Origin of the sequence: Streptomyces sp. NPDC048825, assembly GCF_043198355.1 — a bacterium.
GTDB classification, from domain to species: domain Bacteria; phylum Actinomycetota; class Actinomycetes; order Streptomycetales; family Streptomycetaceae; genus Streptomyces; species Streptomyces xiangluensis.
Genome location: NZ_JBICUR010000002.1, coordinates 82,968 through 100,820, shown reverse-complemented (window position 1 = coordinate 100,820; position 17,853 = coordinate 82,968). Strand labels below are relative to the sequence as shown.

At 70.5% G+C, this 17,853-nt stretch carries 18 protein-coding genes and 1 tRNA gene; 14 read left to right on the top strand and 5 right to left on the bottom strand.

All coding sequences use genetic code 11. The features are described 5' to 3' along the window. Window positions 1-26: 26 nt before the first annotated feature. On the bottom strand, window positions 27-611 hold the full coding sequence (locus ACGFNK_RS05770) for a 5-formyltetrahydrofolate cyclo-ligase (protein ID WP_393412323.1): 585 nt from the start codon (window positions 609-611) through the stop codon (window positions 27-29). A 133-nt stretch (window positions 612-744) separates the two neighbouring features. Between ACGFNK_RS05770 and galU the strand changes: the two genes are divergently transcribed. The 7 genes from galU (at window position 745) to ACGFNK_RS05735 (ending at window position 6,386) form a co-directional block, all read left to right on the top strand. Then, on the top strand, window positions 745-1,647 hold the full coding sequence (gene galU / locus ACGFNK_RS05765; RefSeq protein ID WP_386354119.1) for a UTP--glucose-1-phosphate uridylyltransferase GalU: 903 nt from the start codon (window positions 745-747) through the stop codon (window positions 1,645-1,647). 5 nt (window positions 1,648-1,652) lie between these two features. Next, window positions 1,653-2,975: a gephyrin-like molybdotransferase Glp gene (gene glp / locus ACGFNK_RS05760; RefSeq protein WP_393412321.1), complete on the top strand. Its 1,323-nt coding sequence runs from the start codon at window positions 1,653-1,655 to the stop codon at window positions 2,973-2,975. Window positions 2,976-3,029: 54 nt separating this feature from the next. Then, window positions 3,030-3,509 (top strand): cyclic pyranopterin monophosphate synthase MoaC, encoded by a 480-nt coding sequence (gene moaC / locus ACGFNK_RS05755; RefSeq protein WP_386354115.1) that lies wholly within the window; start codon window positions 3,030-3,032, stop codon window positions 3,507-3,509. After that, a complete protein-coding gene (locus ACGFNK_RS05750) occupies window positions 3,506-4,009 on the top strand; it encodes a molybdenum cofactor biosynthesis protein B (protein WP_386354113.1) in 504 nt (167 codons plus the stop codon). Before moaC ends, ACGFNK_RS05750 begins: the two co-directional genes overlap by 4 nt. A gap of 26 nt (window positions 4,010-4,035) precedes the next feature. Continuing rightward, the gene (locus tag ACGFNK_RS05745) at window positions 4,036-4,665 is read left to right on the top strand and encodes a GNAT family protein (protein WP_344394867.1); all 630 of its coding nucleotides are present in this window, start codon (window positions 4,036-4,038) and stop codon (window positions 4,663-4,665) included. A 197-nt stretch (window positions 4,666-4,862) separates the two neighbouring features. Continuing rightward, window positions 4,863-6,215 carry a gephyrin-like molybdotransferase receptor GlpR gene (gene glpR, locus ACGFNK_RS05740; protein WP_393412318.1) on the top strand — a complete coding sequence of 451 codons (1,353 nt, stop codon included), beginning with the start codon at window positions 4,863-4,865 and terminating at the stop codon, window positions 6,213-6,215. Between the two features lie 97 nt (window positions 6,216-6,312). Continuing rightward, a tRNA-Ala gene (locus ACGFNK_RS05735) sits at window positions 6,313-6,386 on the top strand. A 292-nt stretch (window positions 6,387-6,678) separates the two neighbouring features. Here the strand turns inward: ACGFNK_RS05735 and ACGFNK_RS05730 are convergent. Beyond that, window positions 6,679-7,026: a DUF1330 domain-containing protein gene (locus tag ACGFNK_RS05730; protein ID WP_393412316.1), complete on the bottom strand. Its 348-nt coding sequence runs from the start codon at window positions 7,024-7,026 to the stop codon at window positions 6,679-6,681. Window positions 7,027-7,314: 288 nt separating this feature from the next. Next, window positions 7,315-9,774, bottom strand: coding sequence for an FtsX-like permease family protein (locus ACGFNK_RS05725; RefSeq protein ID WP_393412314.1), 2,460 nt, complete (start codon window positions 9,772-9,774; stop codon window positions 7,315-7,317). Window positions 9,775-9,988: 214 nt separating this feature from the next. On the opposite strand from ACGFNK_RS05725, the gene ACGFNK_RS05720 reads away from it, so the two are divergent. Both ACGFNK_RS05720 and ACGFNK_RS05715 read left to right on the top strand, forming a co-directional pair. Further along, window positions 9,989-11,251, top strand: coding sequence for a sensor histidine kinase (locus tag ACGFNK_RS05720; RefSeq protein ID WP_393413249.1), 1,263 nt, complete (start codon window positions 9,989-9,991; stop codon window positions 11,249-11,251). Then, window positions 11,224-11,883 (top strand): response regulator, encoded by a 660-nt coding sequence (locus tag ACGFNK_RS05715; RefSeq protein WP_386354992.1) that lies wholly within the window; start codon window positions 11,224-11,226, stop codon window positions 11,881-11,883. The genes ACGFNK_RS05720 and ACGFNK_RS05715 overlap by 28 nt, the downstream gene beginning before the upstream one ends. Window positions 11,884-11,916: 33 nt before the next feature. Here ACGFNK_RS05715 and ACGFNK_RS05710 read toward each other — a convergent pair whose 3' ends face one another. After that, on the bottom strand, window positions 11,917-12,393 hold the full coding sequence (locus tag ACGFNK_RS05710; protein ID WP_393412312.1) for a GNAT family N-acetyltransferase: 477 nt from the start codon (window positions 12,391-12,393) through the stop codon (window positions 11,917-11,919). 47 nt (window positions 12,394-12,440) lie between these two features. On the opposite strand from ACGFNK_RS05710, the gene ACGFNK_RS05705 reads away from it, so the two are divergent. Beyond that, complete coding sequence (locus tag ACGFNK_RS05705; RefSeq protein ID WP_393412310.1) at window positions 12,441-13,265, top strand: exodeoxyribonuclease III; 825 nt, start codon at window positions 12,441-12,443, stop codon at window positions 13,263-13,265. Here ACGFNK_RS05705 and ACGFNK_RS05700 read toward each other — a convergent pair. Next, a complete protein-coding gene (locus tag ACGFNK_RS05700; protein WP_393413247.1) occupies window positions 13,262-13,942 on the bottom strand; it encodes a MerR family transcriptional regulator in 681 nt (226 codons plus the stop codon). The genes ACGFNK_RS05705 and ACGFNK_RS05700 overlap by 4 nt on opposite strands. 197 nt (window positions 13,943-14,139) lie before the next feature. Between ACGFNK_RS05700 and ACGFNK_RS05695 the strand changes: the two genes are divergently transcribed. From ACGFNK_RS05695 to ACGFNK_RS05680, 4 genes are all read left to right on the top strand, one after another. Beyond that, window positions 14,140-15,699 (top strand): flavin-containing monooxygenase, encoded by a 1,560-nt coding sequence (locus ACGFNK_RS05695; RefSeq protein ID WP_393412308.1) that lies wholly within the window; start codon window positions 14,140-14,142, stop codon window positions 15,697-15,699. Next, complete coding sequence (locus ACGFNK_RS05690; RefSeq protein ID WP_393412306.1) at window positions 15,696-16,619, top strand: alpha/beta fold hydrolase; 924 nt, start codon at window positions 15,696-15,698, stop codon at window positions 16,617-16,619. Before ACGFNK_RS05695 ends, ACGFNK_RS05690 begins: the two co-directional genes overlap by 4 nt. After that, window positions 16,616-17,509 (top strand): SDR family oxidoreductase, encoded by an 894-nt coding sequence (locus tag ACGFNK_RS05685; protein WP_393412304.1) that lies wholly within the window; start codon window positions 16,616-16,618, stop codon window positions 17,507-17,509. The genes ACGFNK_RS05690 and ACGFNK_RS05685 overlap by 4 nt, the downstream gene beginning before the upstream one ends. A gap of 85 nt (window positions 17,510-17,594) precedes the next feature. Continuing rightward, window positions 17,595-17,834: a hypothetical protein gene (locus ACGFNK_RS05680; protein ID WP_393412302.1), complete on the top strand. Its 240-nt coding sequence runs from the start codon at window positions 17,595-17,597 to the stop codon at window positions 17,832-17,834. Window positions 17,835-17,853 lie beyond the last annotated feature (19 nt).

Here is a 17,853-nt window from a genome sequence, read left to right as displayed (position 1 = left end):
ATCTGCCTCTCCAGGCAGATCAGTCTCTACGGGCGCCGACGGAAGCGACGTACTCCCGAAGGGGTGACCACCGCGTGCACTGGCCGGTCATGCGGTTCCTCAGGGACACGATCGACCACTTCGGAGTCGTACAGCAGCACCACCAGCGCCGGATCGGCCCCCGCCCTCTCCAGGCGCGCGAGCACCCGGTCGTACGACCCGCCACCGCGACCGAGCCGCATCCCGCGCGCGTCCACGGCGAGCCCCGGCAGCAGGACTGCGTCGGCCGAGAGCACGGCATCCGGTCCGAGCCGTTCGCCCGCGGGCTCCAGGAGGGCCATTTTTCCCCGGTGTTGTACGCGGACGAGTGAGCCCTCACCGTCGTACGCACCCCAGTCCAGGTCGTTGTCCGCCATCAGGGCCGGCAACAGAACGCGTACCCCGCGCGCGTGGAGCGCGTCGAGGAGCGCGCGCGTACCCGGCTCGCTCCCCACGGAGACGTACGCCGCCACGGTGTGCGCCTGCGCCAGTTCGGGCAGCTCCACGGCGCGGGCGGCGAGGGAGGCTTCCGTTTCCCGCCCGTCATCAGCCGTCAACCGGCTTCTCACCAGGAGGAACTCCTGACGCAACATTCGCTTGCCAGGCTCCGCATCCGGTCTCGGCAGACTCACAACTGGCTCCCGTACTCTCGCTGATGCACTCATATGAGAGCGAATTAACCGGAGCCACATATTCCGAACAATGGCACCGGATAAGGTGACGGGCATGACTCAGGCACACCCCAGGATCAGCAAGGCTGTCATCCCCGCAGCAGGCCTCGGTACCCGGTTCCTGCCGGCCACCAAGGCCACTCCCAAGGAGATGCTGCCGGTCGTCGACAAGCCGGCGATCCAGTATGTGGTCGAGGAAGCCGCCTCCGCGGGCCTCGACGATGTCCTCATGATCACAGGCCGCAACAAGCGCCCCCTTGAGGACCATTTCGACCGCAACTACGAGCTGGAATCGGCCCTTCAGAAGAAGGGCGACGCCAACCGGCTCGCCAAGGTGCAGGAGTCCAGCGACCTCGCGACCATGCACTACGTGCGCCAGGGTGACCCCAAGGGCCTCGGTCACGCCGTCCTGTGCGCCGCCCCGCACGTCGGCCACGAGCCCTTCGCCGTCCTCCTCGGCGACGACCTGATCGACCCGCGCGACCCCCTGCTGGCGCGCATGGTCGAGGTCCAGGAGCAGTACGGCGGCAGCGTCATCGCCCTCATGGAGGTCGCGCCCGAGCAGATCCACCTCTACGGATGCGCGGCCGTCGACACCACCGCGGACAGCGACGTGGTCAAGGTCCACGACCTGGTCGAGAAGCCGTCCGCGGCGGACGCCCCGTCGAACTACGCGATCATCGGGCGCTACGTCCTCGACCCGCACATCTTCGACATACTCCGCAAGACCGAGCCGGGCCGCGGCGGCGAGATCCAGCTCACCGACGCCCTCCAGCAGCTCGCCGCCGACGAGAAGGTCGGCGGACCCGTGCACGGCGTCGTCTTCAAGGGTCGCCGCTATGACACCGGCGACCGAGGCGACTACCTGCGTGCCATTGTCCGACTCGCGTGCGAACGTGAAGACCTGGGCCCGGACTTCCGGACCTGGCTTCGCAGTTACGTCACCGAGGAGATGTAGCAACTTTGAGCAGCGCCGCGACCCACGTCACCGGCCAGGACCACCTCTGGTCGGTGACCGAGCACCTGGAGGACATCCTCACGACCGTCCGCCCCCTCGAACCCATCGAGCTGCAACTCCTCGACGCCCAGGGCTGTGTCCTGGTCGAGGACGTCACGGTGCCGGTCTCCCTGCCGCCGTTCGACAACAGCTCGATGGACGGGTACGCGGTCAGGGTCGCCGATGTCGCGGGCGCGAGCGAGGAGTTCCCGGCCGTCCTCAGGGTCGTCGGGGACGTCGCGGCGGGTCCTGCCGGGCCGCTCCAGGTGGGCCCCGGCGAGGCCGCCCGCATCATGACCGGCGCCCCGCTGCCGCCGGGCGCCGAGACCGTCGTCCCCGTGGAGTGGACCGACGGCGGCCTCGGCGAGGGCCCCGTCTCCCGGATGCGCGCCCACAGCACGGCCCCCGAGGGCGCGTCCGGCCAGGTCCAGGTGCACCGCCCGGCTCCGGCACGCGCGCACGTGCGCGGGAAGGGCAGCGACGTCAAGGCCGGGGACCGCGCCCTGGAAGCGGGCACCGTCCTCGGCCCGCCCCAGATCGCTCTGCTCGCCGCGATCGGCCGGGGGACGGTACGCGTGCGCCCGCGCCCGCGCGTGGTCGTCCTGTCCACCGGCAGTGAACTAGTCCAGCCCGACGAGGAGTTGGGCAGCGGCCAGATCTACGACTCCAACAGCTTCGCGCTGACCGCCGCCGCCCGCGACGCCGGAGCCATCGCCTACCGCGTGGGTGCGGTCGCCGACGACGCCGAGACCCTCCGGGCCACCATCGAGGACCAGCTCATCCGCGCCGACCTCCTGGTCACCACGGGCGGCGTCAGCGTGGGGGCGTACGACGTCGTCAAGGAGGCACTGGAGTCCGTCGGCGACGAGGACGAGCCCGGCAGCGGCATCGAATTCCGCAAGCTCGCCATGCAGCCAGGCAAGCCCCAGGGCTTCGGCTCCATCGGCCCCGACCACACCCCGCTGCTCGCGCTGCCGGGCAACCCCGTGTCCTCGTACGTCTCCTTCGAGCTGTTCGTACGCCCCGCGATCCGCACCCTGATGGGTGTCGACGACATCCACCGGCCCACCACCAGGGCAGTCCTGCAGACGGACAAGGCGCTGACCTCGCCCGCCGGACGCCGTCAGTTCCTGCGCGGGCGGTACGCGAACGGAGAAGTGACCCCCGTCGGCGGTGCCGGCTCGCACCTGATCGCGGCCCTCGCCCGGGCCGACGCGCTGATCGTGGTCCCCGAGACAGTGGAATCCGTGGAGCCCGGCGCCGAGGTCGAGGTGGTACTCCTCGGCTGACCGGGCCGGGATGGCGGTACCGTGTCGCGCACAACAGGCCCGACCGGGAGCGCCATGAGTACCAACGACCGACTGACCCACATCGACGAGGCGGGCGCCGCCCGCATGGTCGACGTGTCCGGGAAGGACGTGACCGCGCGCACCGCCCGCGCCAGCGGCCGGGTCCTGGTCTCGCCCCGGGTGATCGAGCTGCTGCGTGGCGAGGGCCTCCCCAAGGGTGACGCACTGGCCACCGCGCGCATCGCGGGCATCATGGGCGCCAAGCGCACACCGGACCTGATTCCGCTGTGCCACCCGTTGTCAGTGGCGGGTGTCAAGATTGATCTGTCGGTAGCGGACGACGCCGTCGAGATCCTGGCCACCGTGAAGACCACCGACCGTACGGGTGTGGAGATGGAAGCCCTCACCGCGGTCAGCGTGGCGGCACTCACCGTGATCGACATGGTCAAGGCGGTCGACAAGGGGGCGGTCATCACGGACGTACGCGTCGAGGAGAAGACGGGCGGCAAGTCGGGCGACTGGAGCCGGACATGACGTATCGCGCCCTTGTCGTCACGGCATCCAACCGCGCTGCCGCCGGGGTCTACGAGGACAAGGGCGGCCCATTGATCGCCGAGGGGCTCGTCTCGTACGGCTTCAAGGTGGACGGACCGCGGACAGTGCCCGACGGGGACCCCGTGGAGGCCGCCCTGCGCGAGGGCGTCGAGGCGGGGTACGACGTCATCGTGACCACCGGAGGCACCGGCATCTCGCCCACCGACCGCACCCCCGAAGCGACCCGGAGCGTCCTCGACCACGAGGTGCCGGGCATTGCGGAGGCCATCAGAGCGTTCGGAAGGGAGAAGGTGCCGACGTCGGCGCTGTCCCGGGGACTGGCCGGAGTCGCCGGGCGGACACTGATCGTGAACCTGCCGGGCTCCACCGGCGGGGTCAGGGACGGACTCGCCGTTCTGCGGCCCCTGTTGATCCACGCCGTGGACCAGCTCCGCGGTGGCGATCACCCCAGACCCAGCGGCAGCGGGGGTGCGAGCTGAACAGCCCATCCTGGCCGGTCGAGCTGGTGGACGGTGATGTCGTCCTCCGGCCCATAAAGATGCGCGACCACCGGGCCTGGCGCGACGTCAACCGGCGCAACCGTGACTGGCTGCGCCCCTGGGAAGCCACCATTCCGCCGCCCACACCCACCGGGCCGATAGCGCACCGGCCGACCTACCGCCAGATGGTCCGGCACCTGCGCGCCGAGGCCAACGCGGGCCGGATGCTGCCGTTCGTCATCGAGTACCAGGGGCGGCTTGTCGGGCAGTTGACCGTCGCCGGAATCACCTGGGGCTCGATGTGCTCGGGCCATGTCGGTTACTGGGTGGACCAGGCGGTCGCCGGACGCGGAGTGATGCCGACAGCCGTTGCTCTCGCGGTCGACCACTGCTTCCGCACCATCGGGCTGCACCGCATCGAAGTCTGCATTCGCCCCGAGAACGGCCCCAGCCGCCGGGTCGTGGAGAAACTCGGATTCCGCGAGGAAGGGCTTCGTCCACGTTATCTTCACATCGACGGGGCCTGGCGCGACCACCTCGTCTTCGCGCTCACGGCGGAAGAGATCCCTGAGGGCCTGCTCAGCCGCTGGCGGCGGACTCGCTCGCGGAACACGTCCGAAAACTCGCCGCGGGACACCCCACGGAACACCGCCTAACACCGCCTAACACCGAGCAAATGAAATACGTGTTCGAAAATGATCGGCGATCGACTGCCCTCGGGCATTAATTTCCCGCTCTCGGTGGCCTGCTGATCACATCGGTCGCAAAAAAAGCTCGAAATATCAGCCAGATCGTGCGACACACCGGCGGAATTGGCAGATGGCCTCACGCAAACCCCTCTACCGTGTGAGGCGTGAGCAGCAGCGGCCTCATCTACGCAGTCATTGTCGGGGCCTGGGCCGCCTACTTGGTGCCCATGTGGCTCCGTAGGCAGGACGAGCTGAATGAGGCCCGTCCGACGGAACGCTTCAGCACTGCCATCCGGTTACTGTCCGGACGGGCGGGGATGGAGCGCCGATACGCCAAGGACCTGCGGGCGCGCTCCACCGAAGAGGGGGAGCACGCCGCCGAACCGGACGGCCTTACCGAATCGGTGGACGCCCGGGCCTTCGCCATGCCTCAGACCCGGCGCGAGGCACGGGGCAAGGTCGCGGACGCACGGGACGATGCGCGGGGCGCACGCGGTGAGGGTCGGCCCGAGGCGGAGGGTGGGCCTTCGGCTTCAGGTGCCGTTTCCGGGAAGCGGGCGGCTGACCCGGCGTCCAGGCCGGGGTCGGCGGGTTCGCCCAAGCCCGGTGCCAAGTCGGCGTCGCAGGCGGGCCGTTCGGCCGGTGCCAGGCCGGTGCCTCAGCAGGCGTCCAAGCCGGGAGGGAAGCCGAGCGCCAAGCCGTCGTCCTCACCGGCACAGTCCTCGCCCTCGTCCTCCTCATCGGCTCGTTCGCGCCGGGCTGCCGCGGCGGAGGCCGCCGCGCGCGCCCGGCGCTCGAAGGTGCTCGCGCGCCGACGGCGTACGACCACGGTCCTCTTCTTCGCCTTCACGCTCGGAGCGATTGTGGCGGCTGTCGGGGGGCTCGCGTTCCTGTGGGCGCCGGGAGTGCCGGCGATAATGCTGAGCGTCTACATCGCGTATCTGCGCTCCCAGGAGCGGCGGAGGTTCACGTACACGATGGACCGAAGGCGCGCCGAGGCCGCGGCGCAGCGGCTGCGGGAACGGCAGCCGAGGCGGCGACCGTCCGCCGAGCCGTCCGCCGCGGACGACCCGGAGGACGGACCGGAGCCGACCAGTGACTCCGGCCTGTCCGCACTGGCCGCCGACCGCCGGGCCCTCGTCGAGCAGACCGATCACGCGGAGTGGGTCGACCAGCAGCGCGAACGCCGACGCGGTCCGGCCGGCGGCGACAGCTGGGACCCCGTCCCGGTGCCACTGCCGACGTACGTGACGGCCCCTGTCGCCCCGCGCGCCACGGCCGGCGTCGACCTGGGTGCACCGGACGCGTGGAGTTCGGCACGCTCCAGCGCGGCGGAGCGCCCCGCGGCCGGGGCGAATCCGACGCCGGAGGACGAGCCGTCCGAGCCCGACGCGGACCCGGACGGCGCCGCGGACGCACGCCGCGCCGCCTCGGCCCGCCGGGCCCGCGAACGGGGCCGCACTCCGCTCTTCGACCAGTACGAGGACGGCGACCGACCGCGCGCCGCCAACGAGTGACGAGCGAGTGGCAACGCCCCAGAAGCCCCACCCTTGACCAGCCAGGAACGGATTTCCAAGCACCCGGACGCGGATGCTAGAGTTTCCCTCGTTGCAAGGGCCTGTGGCGCAGTCCGGTAGCGCACCTCGTTCGCATCGAGGGGGCCAGGGGTTCAAATCCCCTCAGGTCCACGCAGCTCAAAGCCCCCGTCGGTGGTCACCGACGGGGGCTTTGGCGTGCCGTACATCAGCGAAGTACAGCAACTACTTTGGATCTTGCTTCCCAAGGTGCTTGCCGAGCTTGCGGAGTGCCCGACGCGTCGATTCTGACGGCACGTGCGTGCAGACCGCCGAGTGTCGTGCAAGCAGATCCGGCGGACGCCCGCCCTGGCCGACCGGTCGACGAACCGGCGGTTGAAGTTGCGAAGCTCGAACGGTGTGCCGTAGCGCGTAGTGAACACGTGTGCCCGGCCGAGCCCGAGGGCTACTCGGCAGGAAGGGCCTCTCGCATCGCCTTTGCGGTGGCAGTCGGGTCGTAGCCCCCCGGGACGCCTTCGACCAGGATGATGTCACCCTCGATGTGCCGCGAGCGCAGCGGTGCGATCTCCTGGTATGCGGGTGAGTCCCACCAAGCCCGCGCCTCGGCGATCCCGGGGAAGCCAATCACCACGACATGCCCGGGCCAGCTGCCCTCCTTCACCTCGTGCTGCGTGGCGTGCACGAGGAAGCGTCCGCCGTACGGCTCGAAGGTGGCGGGGATGCGCTCGATGTACTCGACGATCTCCGGGTGCGGAGCGGCCTCTTGCAGGTGAGCTATGGCGTAGGCGGGCATGGTGTCCTTCCGGTCGGGCGAGCTCCGTACGCCGGGAGCATGGCATGCCGACGCATTGGGGTCGATGACCTGACAGGTAAGCGGACCCCGCCCGTACCCCGGACTGGCGGCGCACATGCCCCTGCGTGCCCGATCGGACGGCGAATCACGGGGAACAACGGGGACCTTCGGCGAGCGTGCGGGGAACGCGCAGGTCGGCGCCTTCCGAGGTCAGGCCCAGCCTGGTTACGCGCTCTTCCAAACTGGTGCTGCACGGGTGAGGAACCATGCCGTCGCCGGTCCCGGACCTCACTCGTGCACCCCCGCCAACGCCACCGCCCCCCGCCGCAGGGCCAGCCCCGCCGGGGCGAGTGCCGAAGGCACGGCGAGGAGTGCGCATGCCGTGACCGTTGTGGCGAGTTCCGGCCAGGGGATCTGGAGCGGGGTGGGCGCCGACAGGATGGTCAGGGCGGTCCATATCGGGAGCAGGTTCAGGGCTGTGGTCACGAGGCCGAGTACGGCTCCCACCATCACCACCAGCAGGGCTTCCGCTGCGACCATGCGCAGGGCCTGGCTCTTGGTGGCGCCGGCCAGGCGCAGGGAGGCCAGGTCGCGGGTGCGGGGGCGGTCCGAGGTTGCCATGATCATGGTGTTGGTCAGGGAGATGGCCGTGTACAGCAAGGCGATGCCGAGGACCAGGAGGATGCCGAGTCGGGTCGTGCGGTTGGTCTCGGGGTAACTCGACTGGACCCATTGGGACTTGGCCAGGATCTCGGCGCCTGTGCCGCGTACCGTCTCGTGCAGGCCCTTTGCCGTCGCGGATCTGTCGGCGCCCTTCGCGAGGGTCACGTCAACCCGGTCGACCGTGGCGCCCGGAGCATTGCGCGGAGTGACGTACACGCCGTTGTCGCCCGTGCCGATGGACAGTACGGCGGCGATCCGCAGGGACTTCTTCGTGCCGTCGCCGAGCCAGACGTCCACGCGCTGTCCGACCGTGTGCTTCTCCCACTCCTCGTTGACGATGATCGAGTCGTCGTCGAGGTCGCGGACTTTGCCGGCCTTGACCGGGAGGCGGGTGGTCGCGGCGAGTGTGCGTGGATCGGCTGCGCGGGCCTCGGACTTGATGAGGGCCACGTCCTCCTCCAGCGTGTACACGGCGCTCGACGAGGCCGCGGAGACCATGCTTCCGGGTACCTCGCGCAGCCGCGCCACCGTCGCCGGGGTGAAGCCCGAGCCGTCCGTGGCTGTGATCACGAAGTCGGCCGCCGTCTGCGCACGGATCTCGGCGCCCTTCGCCTCGTTCAGGGTGGCGGGAGCGCCGAGCAGGGAGCCGGCCAGCGCGACCGTGACCAGGACGGGGGCCGCGACGGCGGCGGTACGGCGTACGTCCGTGGCGGCGTTCTCGCGTACCAACCTGCCCACCACGCCCGGCAGTCGGGCCGGAAGCCAGGCGATCACCCGGGTCAGCGGACGCACGAGGACCGGTGCGAGCAGGGCGACCGCGGTGATCAGCAGCATGGTGCGGCTGATGTACGTCTTGCGGTGCAGCAGGTCGCCCGGATCGCTGATCAGGGCCTGCACCAGCGTCACGGCAGCGGTCAGCAGCAGTGCCGCACCGCACAACCCGCGGCCCCACGTCATCGTCCTCGTATCGACGGACGCCTCGCGCAGCGCCTCTGTCGGCGCGGTCCTCCCGGCCCGCCACGAAGCGGCCACCACCGCGCACAGCGCGACGAGCAGGCCCGTCCAGAAGGCCAGGTGGTACGGCCAGTTGTGATCGCCGATCGTGAACCAGCCCGGTGCGAGACCGCCGTCGACCACCCTCTCGGCGAGCCATGGCGCACCGTACGCCCCGAGGACGCAGCCGGCGGTCGAAGCCAGTACACCGATCGCGAGGGCTTCCGTGAAGACCATGCGCCGGATCTGGCCGGAGGTCGCCCCGACCGTGCGCAACAGCCCGAACTCCCGGCGCCGCTGGGCCACCGCGAACGCGAAGGTGGACGCCACCACGAACACCGACACAAAGCCGGTGACCCCGCCGGCCGTGCCGAACAGGGCGTTCATCGCGGTGAGCGCCTCGCTGTCCCGGTCGGGATCGGCATCGGCGTAACGGCGCGCGTCACCTGTGAGCACCTGTACGCCGCTGCCGCGCACCACGTCGCGTACGGCCGCCGCTTGTGCGTCCACGACGAGCTGGACGCTGCGCGGCGACAGCTCGGCGGCGCGCGCGTCGGTGTAGAACACGGCGTTCTCGAAGCCGCGCCCGGCGACGGTGCCGGCGACGCGTACGGTGCCGCGGTCGGTCCGTACGCGCTCGCCGGGCCTCGCCCAGTCGCCGCTGACGACGACCTCGCCGGGCGCCCGGGGCGCGTGTCCCGCCTTCATCTCGTACGGGGTGAAGGCCGCGGTCGACCAGGGATGGCCCACCAGTTCGCGGGGGCCGCCCCGGGCCCGTACGGGAAACGACCGGTCCTCCACGACCGTCCCGAGGTCCTTCAGCCGCGCGACGACCTCGTCCGGTACGGCGCGCGGATGCGCGAGCTGCCGCGTCTCGTCGCCGTTCGCGGTGGGAACGCGCAGGGTGTCCGAGCCCTGCACGACTACCGGCGCCGCGGCGAACCGCTCGGGCCGGCGTTCGGGCGCGTCCATTGAGGAGGCCAGGGCCAGGCCCATCACGGCGATCAGCGCGACGCCCAGCGAGAGGGCGACGAAGCTGCCGACGAAGGAGATCCAGCGGGTACGCAGCGTGCGCAGGGCGATTCTCAGCACAGCATGGCCTCGATCTGGTGAGCCGGTTTCGGGATGGCTTCACCAAACCGTGCGGGGGCACAGAGGCGCAGTGCGGCAGAACCGAGACCTGGGGTAGGGCCAGGCCTACCTCCGATCCGCCCCCTGGACCGATGGCACCGGCACGTACGCGGCTTCTACGGTGATCTCCATGCATCCGGCGATCCCCGCGCAGCCCCGCACCGTGTGGCAGGCCATGACCAGGCCCGGCTACCTTCTGTCGGCGTGGCCCTGGCGCTCGATCGGCTACCTGGTCACCGGCGCCCTCACCGGCGCCGCCGCCCTGGTGGCGATCGTGATCCTGGCGGCGGTCGGCGGGATCCTTGCCGTGGTCCTGGTGGGGCTGCCGCTGCTGTTCTGCATAACCCTGGCCGGTCTGCCAGTGGCCCGCGTCGAGCGGCTCAGGCTGCGTCTTGTCGACCTGGAGCCGGTGCCCGACCAGCACCGGTTGCCGGCCGCGCCCGGTCTGTGGGCCTGGCTGATGACACGGTTGCGGGAGCGGACGACCTGGCGGGAGCTCGGGTACGCGCTCCTGTTCGCGGGCCTGCTGTGGCCGGTGGACGTCCTGGTGCTCACGGTCGCCCTGCTGTTCCCGGTGTCCATGACGGCAACTCCCCTGCTGATGGCGACGGTCGGCGACGGCCACGAGGCGAAGGTGCTCAAGCAGTGGACGGTCACCAGCTGGCCGGCCGCCTTCGGCATCGCCGTCCTCGGACTCGTTCTGATAGGTCTGTGCGCATACGTTCTCGGGGTCGCGGCGGGCGCGCGGGCCGCGCTGACCCGTCTGCTGATCGCCTCCCACGAGGGCGACCTGGGGGTGCGGGTCGTCGAACTTGCACGTTCTCGCGTGCGGTTGGTGGACGCCTTCGAGGCGGAGCGGCGGCGTATCGAGCGCGATCTGCACGACGGGGCGCAGCAGCGGCTGGTGGCCCTGACGATGACCCTCGGCCTTGCCCGGCTCGACGCCCCACCGGGTCCCCTCGCCGACCAGCTCGCCAAGGCGCACGACGAGGCGGGCAAGGCGCTGGCGGAGCTGCGCGAACTCATCCACGGCATCCATCCGCAGGTCCTCGCGGACTACGGACTCCAGGCGGCCGTGGCTGACGCCGCCGACCGCTGCGTAATCCCCGTGGACCTGAGCCTGGAACTGCCCGGGCGTCTGCCCCAAGCGGTCGAGGCAGCCGCGTACTTCGTGGTGTGCGAGGCGCTCGCCAACGTCGACAAGCACAGCGGGGCGCACCGTGCCGAGGTCGGCGGCGGTCACCACGACGGGCGGCTGTTCCTGGAGATACGCGACGACGGGCGGGGCGGCGCGGACGCCGGGAGCGGCAGCGGGCTGACCGGACTCGCGGACCGGGTGTCCGTACTGGATGGCAGACTTGCGCTGTCCAGCCCGCCCGGCGGACCGACCTTGTTGCGCGTGGAGATCCCTTGCGAGCTGACCGAGCCTTACGTGTAGTCCTGGCCGAGGACAGCGTGCTGCTGAGGGACGGGCTCATCGGCCTGCTCACCCGCTACGGGCACGAGGTGGTCGCAGCCGTCGGCGACGCCGAGGCACTGCGCGCCGCAGTCGACGAGCACGGGCCGGACATCGTGGTGACGGATGTCCGGATGCCTCCCGGTTTCCAGGACGAGGGCCTGCACGCGGCCGTACGGCTGCGTGAGACGCGACCCACGCTGCCCGTCCTCGTCCTCAGCCAGTATGTCCAGCGGAGGTACGCCGCCGACCTGCTCGACTCCGGCGACGGAACGGGCGTCGGCTATCTGCTCAAGGACCGGGTCGGGCAGGTGGAGGAGTTCGTGGACGCGCTGCTCAAGGTCGCCGACGGCGGCACGGTCGTCGACCCCGAGGTCGTACGCCAACTGCTGCGCCGCCGCCGCGATCCGCTGGAGCGGCTCACCCCGCGCGAGCGCGAGGTCCTGGCGCTGATCGCCGAGGGCCGGTCGAACGGCGCGATCGCCCGCGAGCTGGTGGTGTCCGAGGCGGCCGTCGGCAAGCACATCAGCGGAATTCTCACCAAGCTGGACCTGCCCCCGGCCGACGAGACCCACCGCAGAGTCCTGGCCGTACTGGCCTTCCTGCGCGCCTGACGCTCCCTCAAAACCGACCGCTTCACAGGGACCTCAGAGCGCCTTTGCGAAGCACCTGCTCGCGTCGTGGAAGCGGTAGTGGCCGAACTTGGCACAGGGCTCGTAGCCACTGGACGTGTAGAGGGCGATCGCCTCCGGCTGCTTCGTGCCCGTCTCCAGGACCATGCGCGTACGGCCCGCCGCGCGGGCGTCGTCCTCCAGGGCCGCGAGGATGCGACGGGCGAGACCGTTGCCGCGCGCCTCCTCGATCACGTACATGCGCTTGATCTCCGCGTCGCCGTCCGAGTAGCCCTCGTCGTTCGCGTCCTGGGTACGCCAGCCGCCCGTGGCCACCGGCTGCTCCTGCGCGTCGTACGCGATGAGGTACAGGCCGAGTGGCGGCTCGAACATCGACGGGTCGAGGGGCGTTACGTCACCCTCGTCGCCGTAGCGCACGGCGTACTCGGCCTGGACCCGGTCGTTCAGCTTGACGGCGTCGGGATGGTCGAAGGAGACGCGGCGTATATTCATGCCGATGATCGTACTTCTATGCGGTGATGATGGCGATCCATTTTCCCATGGGCCGGTATGGTGCCCCGGTGCTCACTGTGACCTCTGTGAATGTAAACGGGCTTCGGGCCGCCGCCAAGAAGGGCTTTGTCGAGTGGCTCGCGGGCACCTCCGCCGACGTGCTGTGCCTTCAGGAGGTGCGGGCCGAGCCGCCGCAGTTGCCCGAGGGAATTCGGCAGCCCGACGGATGGCATGTCGTGCACGCGCCCGCCGCCGCCAAGGGGCGTGCGGGAGTCTCCGTCTATACGCGGCGGGAGCCCGACCGCATTCAAGTCGGCTTCGGATCCGCCGAGTTCGACGGCAGTGGGCGGTATGTCGAGGTCGACCTGCCCGGGGTCACGGTCGCCTCCCTCTATCTGCCCTCCGGCGAGGTCGGGACCGAGCGGCAGGACGAGAAGGTCCGGTTCATGGGGGAGTTCCTGGCCTATCTGAAGGCGCTCAAGGAGCGAGCCGCCGCCGACGGCCGTGAGGTCGTCGTCTGCGGCGACTGGAACATCGCCCACCAGGAAGCCGACCTCAAGAACTGGCGCGGCAACAGGAAGAACTCGGGGTTCCTGCCGGAGGAGCGCGAGTGGCTCAGTGCGGTCTTCGACGAAACGGAGGGCGGGTACGTCGATGTCGTACGGGCCCTGCATCCGGACGTCGAAGGGCCGTACACGTGGTGGTCCTACCGTGGGCAGGCTTTTGACCGGGATACCGGCTGGCGCATCGACTATCACGTCGCGACGGCAAGGCTCGCGGCCAAGGCCGCAAAGGGGTATGTGGAGCGGGCGGCCACGCATGGCGAGCGGTGGTCGGATCATGCGCCGGTGACCGTCGTCTACAACCTCTAGGTCCTCGGGGGCTTTTGGGGCCGTGTCCCGGCCTCCCGCACCCGCCGGTCCAACGCCATCGACAGCTCAGCCTCCACCACGCTCTTCGCCAGCGGCCGCAAGCGCTCGAGGTCGGCCGGGGAGGCGCCACGGGCGAGGGCGAGGTCGGTGAACAACTCGGCCAGGGCGTCCGCGTGTTCGCGTACGCGTCGGCCGGTCCGAAGTACGTCCGCGAGGGGGATGCCCTCGCGTACCAGGGCCGCCGAGACGTCCAGCAGGCGGCGGCTGATGTGGACGAGGTCGGTGCCGTCCGTGGCGAGGTAGCCGAGGTCGAGGGCCGCGGCGAGGTTCTCGGAGGTGGCCTGGTCACCGAAGGCGTCGGCCAGTTCCTCGGGGGAGAGGCGGACCGGGACCTCCTCGGTGGGGGCGCCCAGGCCGAGCAGTTCACCGACGTCGCGGCCGTGGTCGAAGGCCTCGGCCAGTTCGGCGATGCCGCTGAGAGTGTGGCCGCGTTCCAGGAGGGCCGAGATCGTGCGCAGGCGGGCCAGGTGGTCGTCGTCGTACCAGGCGATACGGCCCTCGCGGCGGGGCGGCGGAAGCAGCTTGCGCTCGCGGTAGAAGCGCAGGGTGCGCACCGTGATGCCGGCCTCCTCGGCCAGCTCCTCCATGCGGTACTCCCGCTTGCCGGGCTCGCGCATTCCGGGCCCGGACTTCCCCTGCCCCCGCTTTCCTGATCCTTCAGCCACGCAAGCAGCCTATGTTGTACCGCCAGTAACTTCTTCGGCCCGGACCCTACCCAGGAGTATGGCGTTCCCCTTACTCTCCCCATTGCGCCAGTGTTCACTGGCATGGTCGCGCTGGGGCAGGGGCAAAAATGGACCAGGGAGGGGTCGGGATGACCGGACAGGAGCGCGCGCACGACGAGCACGCGGCCGAGGGTGTGCGGCATGTGCGCGTGGCGGTGGTCGGGTCCGGGTTCGCTGGGCTCGGGGCCGCCGTGCGGCTGCGGCGGGAAGGGATCACCGACTTCGTCGTGCTCGAACGGGCCGGCAGTGTCGGCGGCACCTGGCGGGACAACAGCTATCCCGGCTGCGCCTGCGACGTACCGTCCCACCTGTACTCGTTCTCCTTCGCCCCCAACCCCGACTGGCCGCGCACTTTTTCGGGGCAGGAGCACATCCGCGCGTACCTGGAGCACGTGGCGGATGTCTTCCGGCTCCGCCCCCACCTCCGCTTCAATTCCGAGGTGAAGAGGATGGCTTGGGACGGCGAGCGGCTGCGCTGGGAGATCGAGACCAGCAGCGGCAACCTCACCGCCGATGTCGTCGTCTCCGCCACCGGGCCGCTTTCCGAGCCCCGGATGCCGGACATCCCCGGGCTCGACACCTTCCCCGGCGCGGTCTTCCACTCGGCCCGCTGGGACCACGACTACGACCTGCGCGGCAAGCGGGTCGCGGTGGTCGGTACGGGCGCCTCCGCCATCCAGATCGTGCCCGAACTCCAGCCCCGGGTCTCCCGGCTCACCCTGTTCCAGCGGACCCCGCCGTGGGTGCTGCCGCGCGTCGACCGGGCGATCAGCGGAGTCGAGCGCCTGCTGCACCGGCAGTTGCCCTTCACCGCGAAGGCCCGGCGCGGACTCCTGTGGGGCATCCGGGAGTTGCAGGTCCAGGCGTTCACCAAGCACCCGGGGGAGCTGGGCCTGGTCGAGCAGTTCGCCCGGCTGAACATGGCCCGTGCCATCAAGGACCCGGCGCTGCGGGCCAAGTTGACGCCCGACTACCGCATCGGCTGCAAACGCATCCTGCTGTCCAGCGACTACTACCCGGCGCTCGCCAGGCCCAATGTGGACGTCGTCGCCTCCGGGCTCACGGAGATCCAGGGCAGCACCGTCATCGCCGCCGACGGCAGTCGCACCGAGGCCGACGCGATCGTCTTCGGTACGGGCTTCCACGTCACCGATCTGCCGATCGCCGAGCGTGTCGTGGGCGCGGACGGCCGCGCCCTCGCCGAGGCCTGGGCGACCGGCATGAAGTCGCTGCGCGGTGCGAGTGCCGCGGGCTTCCCCAACTGGATGTCGATCATCGGCCCGAACACGGGCCTCGGGAACTCCTCCATGATCCTCATGATCGAGTCCCAGCTGAACTACATGGCCGACTATCTGCGGCAGTTGGACGTCCTCGGCGGACGGGTCGCCCTCGACGCCCGCCCGAGCGCCGTCAGCGCCTGGAGCGACAAGGTCCAGGAGCGCATGAAGCGCACGGTGTGGAGCACGGGCGGCTGCACCAGCTGGTACCTCGACGCGAACGGCCGCAACACGACCATCTGGCCCGGTACGACGACGGAGTTCCGCAGCGCGACACGGCGCGTCAACCTCGGGGAGTACGAAGTGCTCCGGGGACCCTGGACCCGTACCGACGACATCCAAGGCGAGCAGAAGGTGGAGGCCGGCGCGTGAGCCGACTGACGCATGTGAAGAGTGGTCCCTACTCCCCGCCCGCCCCCGTCAGGGAGTTGACTGCGGTCTCCGCCGACGGCGCGCGGCTGCACGTAGAGGTGCACGGACCCGAGGACAGGCCCGCCGTGGTGCTCGCGCACGGCTGGACCTGCTCGACCGCCTACTGGGCCGCTCAGATACGGGATCTCGCCGCCGACCACCGGGTCATCGCGTACGACCAGCGCGGGCACGGGCGGAGTCCCGCGCACGCCACCTGCACCACGGACGCGCTCGCCGACGACCTGGAGGCCGTGCTCGCGGCCACCCTCGAGTCGGGCGAGAAGGCTGTGGTGGTGGGGCACTCCATGGGCGGGATGACGCTGATCGCCGCCTCCGGGCGGGCGCGTCTGAGGGAGCATGCGGCGGCCGTTCTGCTGTGCAGTACGGGCAGTTCGCGGCTGGTCGCCGAGTCGCTGGTGGTGCCGCTGCGGGCCGGGCGGCTGCGGGCCTGGCTCACCCGGCGCATCCTGGGGGCGCGGGCGCCGATGGGGCCGGTCACGCCGATCGCCCGGCGGATCCTCAAGTACGCGACGATGGGGCCCGGTTCGGCCCCGGAGATGGTCGAGGCGTGTGCGCGCATCGTGCACGCGTGTCCGCGCCGGGTCCGGTACACCTGGTCCCACGTCCTGGACGCACTCGAACTCGACCATGCCGTAAGGGAGTTGACCATGCCGACGGCCGTGATCGTGGGCACGGCCGACCGGATGACACCCGTCGTCCACGCACGCGAACTGGCCGCCGCACTGCCCGACTGCGTCGGCCTCACCGAGCTGCCCGGGATCGGGCACATGACCCCCATCGAGGCACCCGAGCTGGTCAGCGGGCGGATCCGGGAACTCGCGTCCACCTATGTGCGGGCCGAGTTGAAGGAGGGCGCATGAGGAGCGGGACAAGCCTGGAGGGACGGGTCGCCGTCGTCACGGGAGCGGCGCGGGGCGTCGGCGAACTCCTCGCCCGCAAGCTCTCCGCGCGCGGCGCGAAGGTCGCGCTGGTCGGTCTGGAGCCGGAGGAGCTGAAGCGGGTCGCCGGGCGGCTGCACTCCGAGGGCGGCCACTGGTACGCCGACGTCACGGACCACGATGCGATGGTCCGGGTCGCGGCCGAGGTAGAGGAGCGGTTCGGGAAGGTCGACATCGTCGTCGCCAACGCGGGCGTCGCGGCCGGCGGGACCTTCGCCGGCTCCGACCCCGAGGCCTGGCGCCGCGTCATCGAGGTCAACCTCATCGGCTCGGCGGTGACGGCCCGTGCCTTCCTGCCCGCCCTGCTCGCGAGCCGCGGCTATCTGCTGCAGATCGCCTCGCTCGCCGCGCTCACGCCCGCACCGATGATGACGGCGTACTGCGCGTCCAAGGCGGGCGTGGAGGCGTACGCGCACAGCCTGCGCACCGAGGTCGGCCACAAGGGCGTACGCGTCGGGGTCGGTTATCTGTCGTGGACCGACACCGACATGGTGCGCGGTGCCGATCAGGACGACGTGATGCGGGAGTTGAGGCAGCGGATGCCGTGGCCGGCCGGCAAGACGTATCCGCTGGGGCCCGCCGTCGACCGGATCGTGGCCGGCATCGAGCGGCGGTCGAGTCATGTGTACGGGCAGTGGTGGCTGCGCGGTGTGCAAGGTGTACGGGGCTGTCTGCCGGGGGTCGTCGCGACGGTGGGGCGGCGGGAGATGAGGCGGTTCGAGCCGCGGCTCGGGAAAGTCCGTACGGGGCTTGTCGGTGCTGGTGGGGCGGCTGATGAAGAGGCGAGCGACACGGTGCGTAACCGTCCGTAACTGACCGAAATGCGCGCTTTGTCGGTCCGTGTGAATCTGGTCGAGGCCCCATCCCCTCACCACCACGGGAGTGAATCTCATGGGCATGAAGGACCAGTTCCAGGACAAGGCCGAGAAGCTTCAGCAGAACGCGAAGAAGAAGATGAGCGAGGGCCGGGACGAGAGTGAGCGCGGCCGTATGACGCCGGAGGAGCGTGAGCGGGCTCAGCACGAGGATGCCCGGCGCCGTCGGCAGGAGCAGCAGCGTGGGCGTCAGGAGCAGGATCCGGCGCGGCGGGCGCAGCAGGAGGAGCAGGACCGGCTCGACCAGGACTACGACATCTGATCGCTGAGCCTGCGTGAGC

Excerpts from the sequence above, each read along its gene's own strand:
- ACGFNK_RS05770 (WP_393412323.1), bottom strand. The coding sequence starts at position 611 with ATGTTGCGTCAGGAGTTCCTCCTGGTGAGAAGCCGGTTGACGGCTGAT.
- galU (WP_386354119.1), top strand. The coding sequence starts at position 745 with ATGACTCAGGCACACCCCAGGATCAGCAAGGCTGTCATCCCCGCAGCA.
- moaC (WP_386354115.1), top strand. The coding sequence starts at position 3,030 with ATGAGTACCAACGACCGACTGACCCACATCGACGAGGCGGGCGCCGCC.
- ACGFNK_RS05750 (WP_386354113.1), top strand. The coding sequence starts at position 3,506 with ATGACGTATCGCGCCCTTGTCGTCACGGCATCCAACCGCGCTGCCGCC.
- ACGFNK_RS05730 (WP_393412316.1), bottom strand. The coding sequence starts at position 7,026 with ATGCCCGCCTACGCCATAGCTCACCTGCAAGAGGCCGCTCCGCACCCG.
- ACGFNK_RS05720 (WP_393413249.1), top strand. The coding sequence starts at position 9,989 with ATGACCAGGCCCGGCTACCTTCTGTCGGCGTGGCCCTGGCGCTCGATC.
- ACGFNK_RS05710 (WP_393412312.1), bottom strand. The coding sequence starts at position 12,393 with ATGAATATACGCCGCGTCTCCTTCGACCATCCCGACGCCGTCAAGCTG.
- ACGFNK_RS05705 (WP_393412310.1), top strand. The coding sequence starts at position 12,441 with ATGGGCCGGTATGGTGCCCCGGTGCTCACTGTGACCTCTGTGAATGTA.
- ACGFNK_RS05700 (WP_393413247.1), bottom strand. The coding sequence starts at position 13,942 with ATGCGCGAGCCCGGCAAGCGGGAGTACCGCATGGAGGAGCTGGCCGAG.
- ACGFNK_RS05695 (WP_393412308.1), top strand. The coding sequence starts at position 14,140 with ATGACCGGACAGGAGCGCGCGCACGACGAGCACGCGGCCGAGGGTGTG.
- ACGFNK_RS05685 (WP_393412304.1), top strand. The coding sequence starts at position 16,616 with ATGAGGAGCGGGACAAGCCTGGAGGGACGGGTCGCCGTCGTCACGGGA.
- ACGFNK_RS05680 (WP_393412302.1), top strand. The coding sequence starts at position 17,595 with ATGAAGGACCAGTTCCAGGACAAGGCCGAGAAGCTTCAGCAGAACGCG.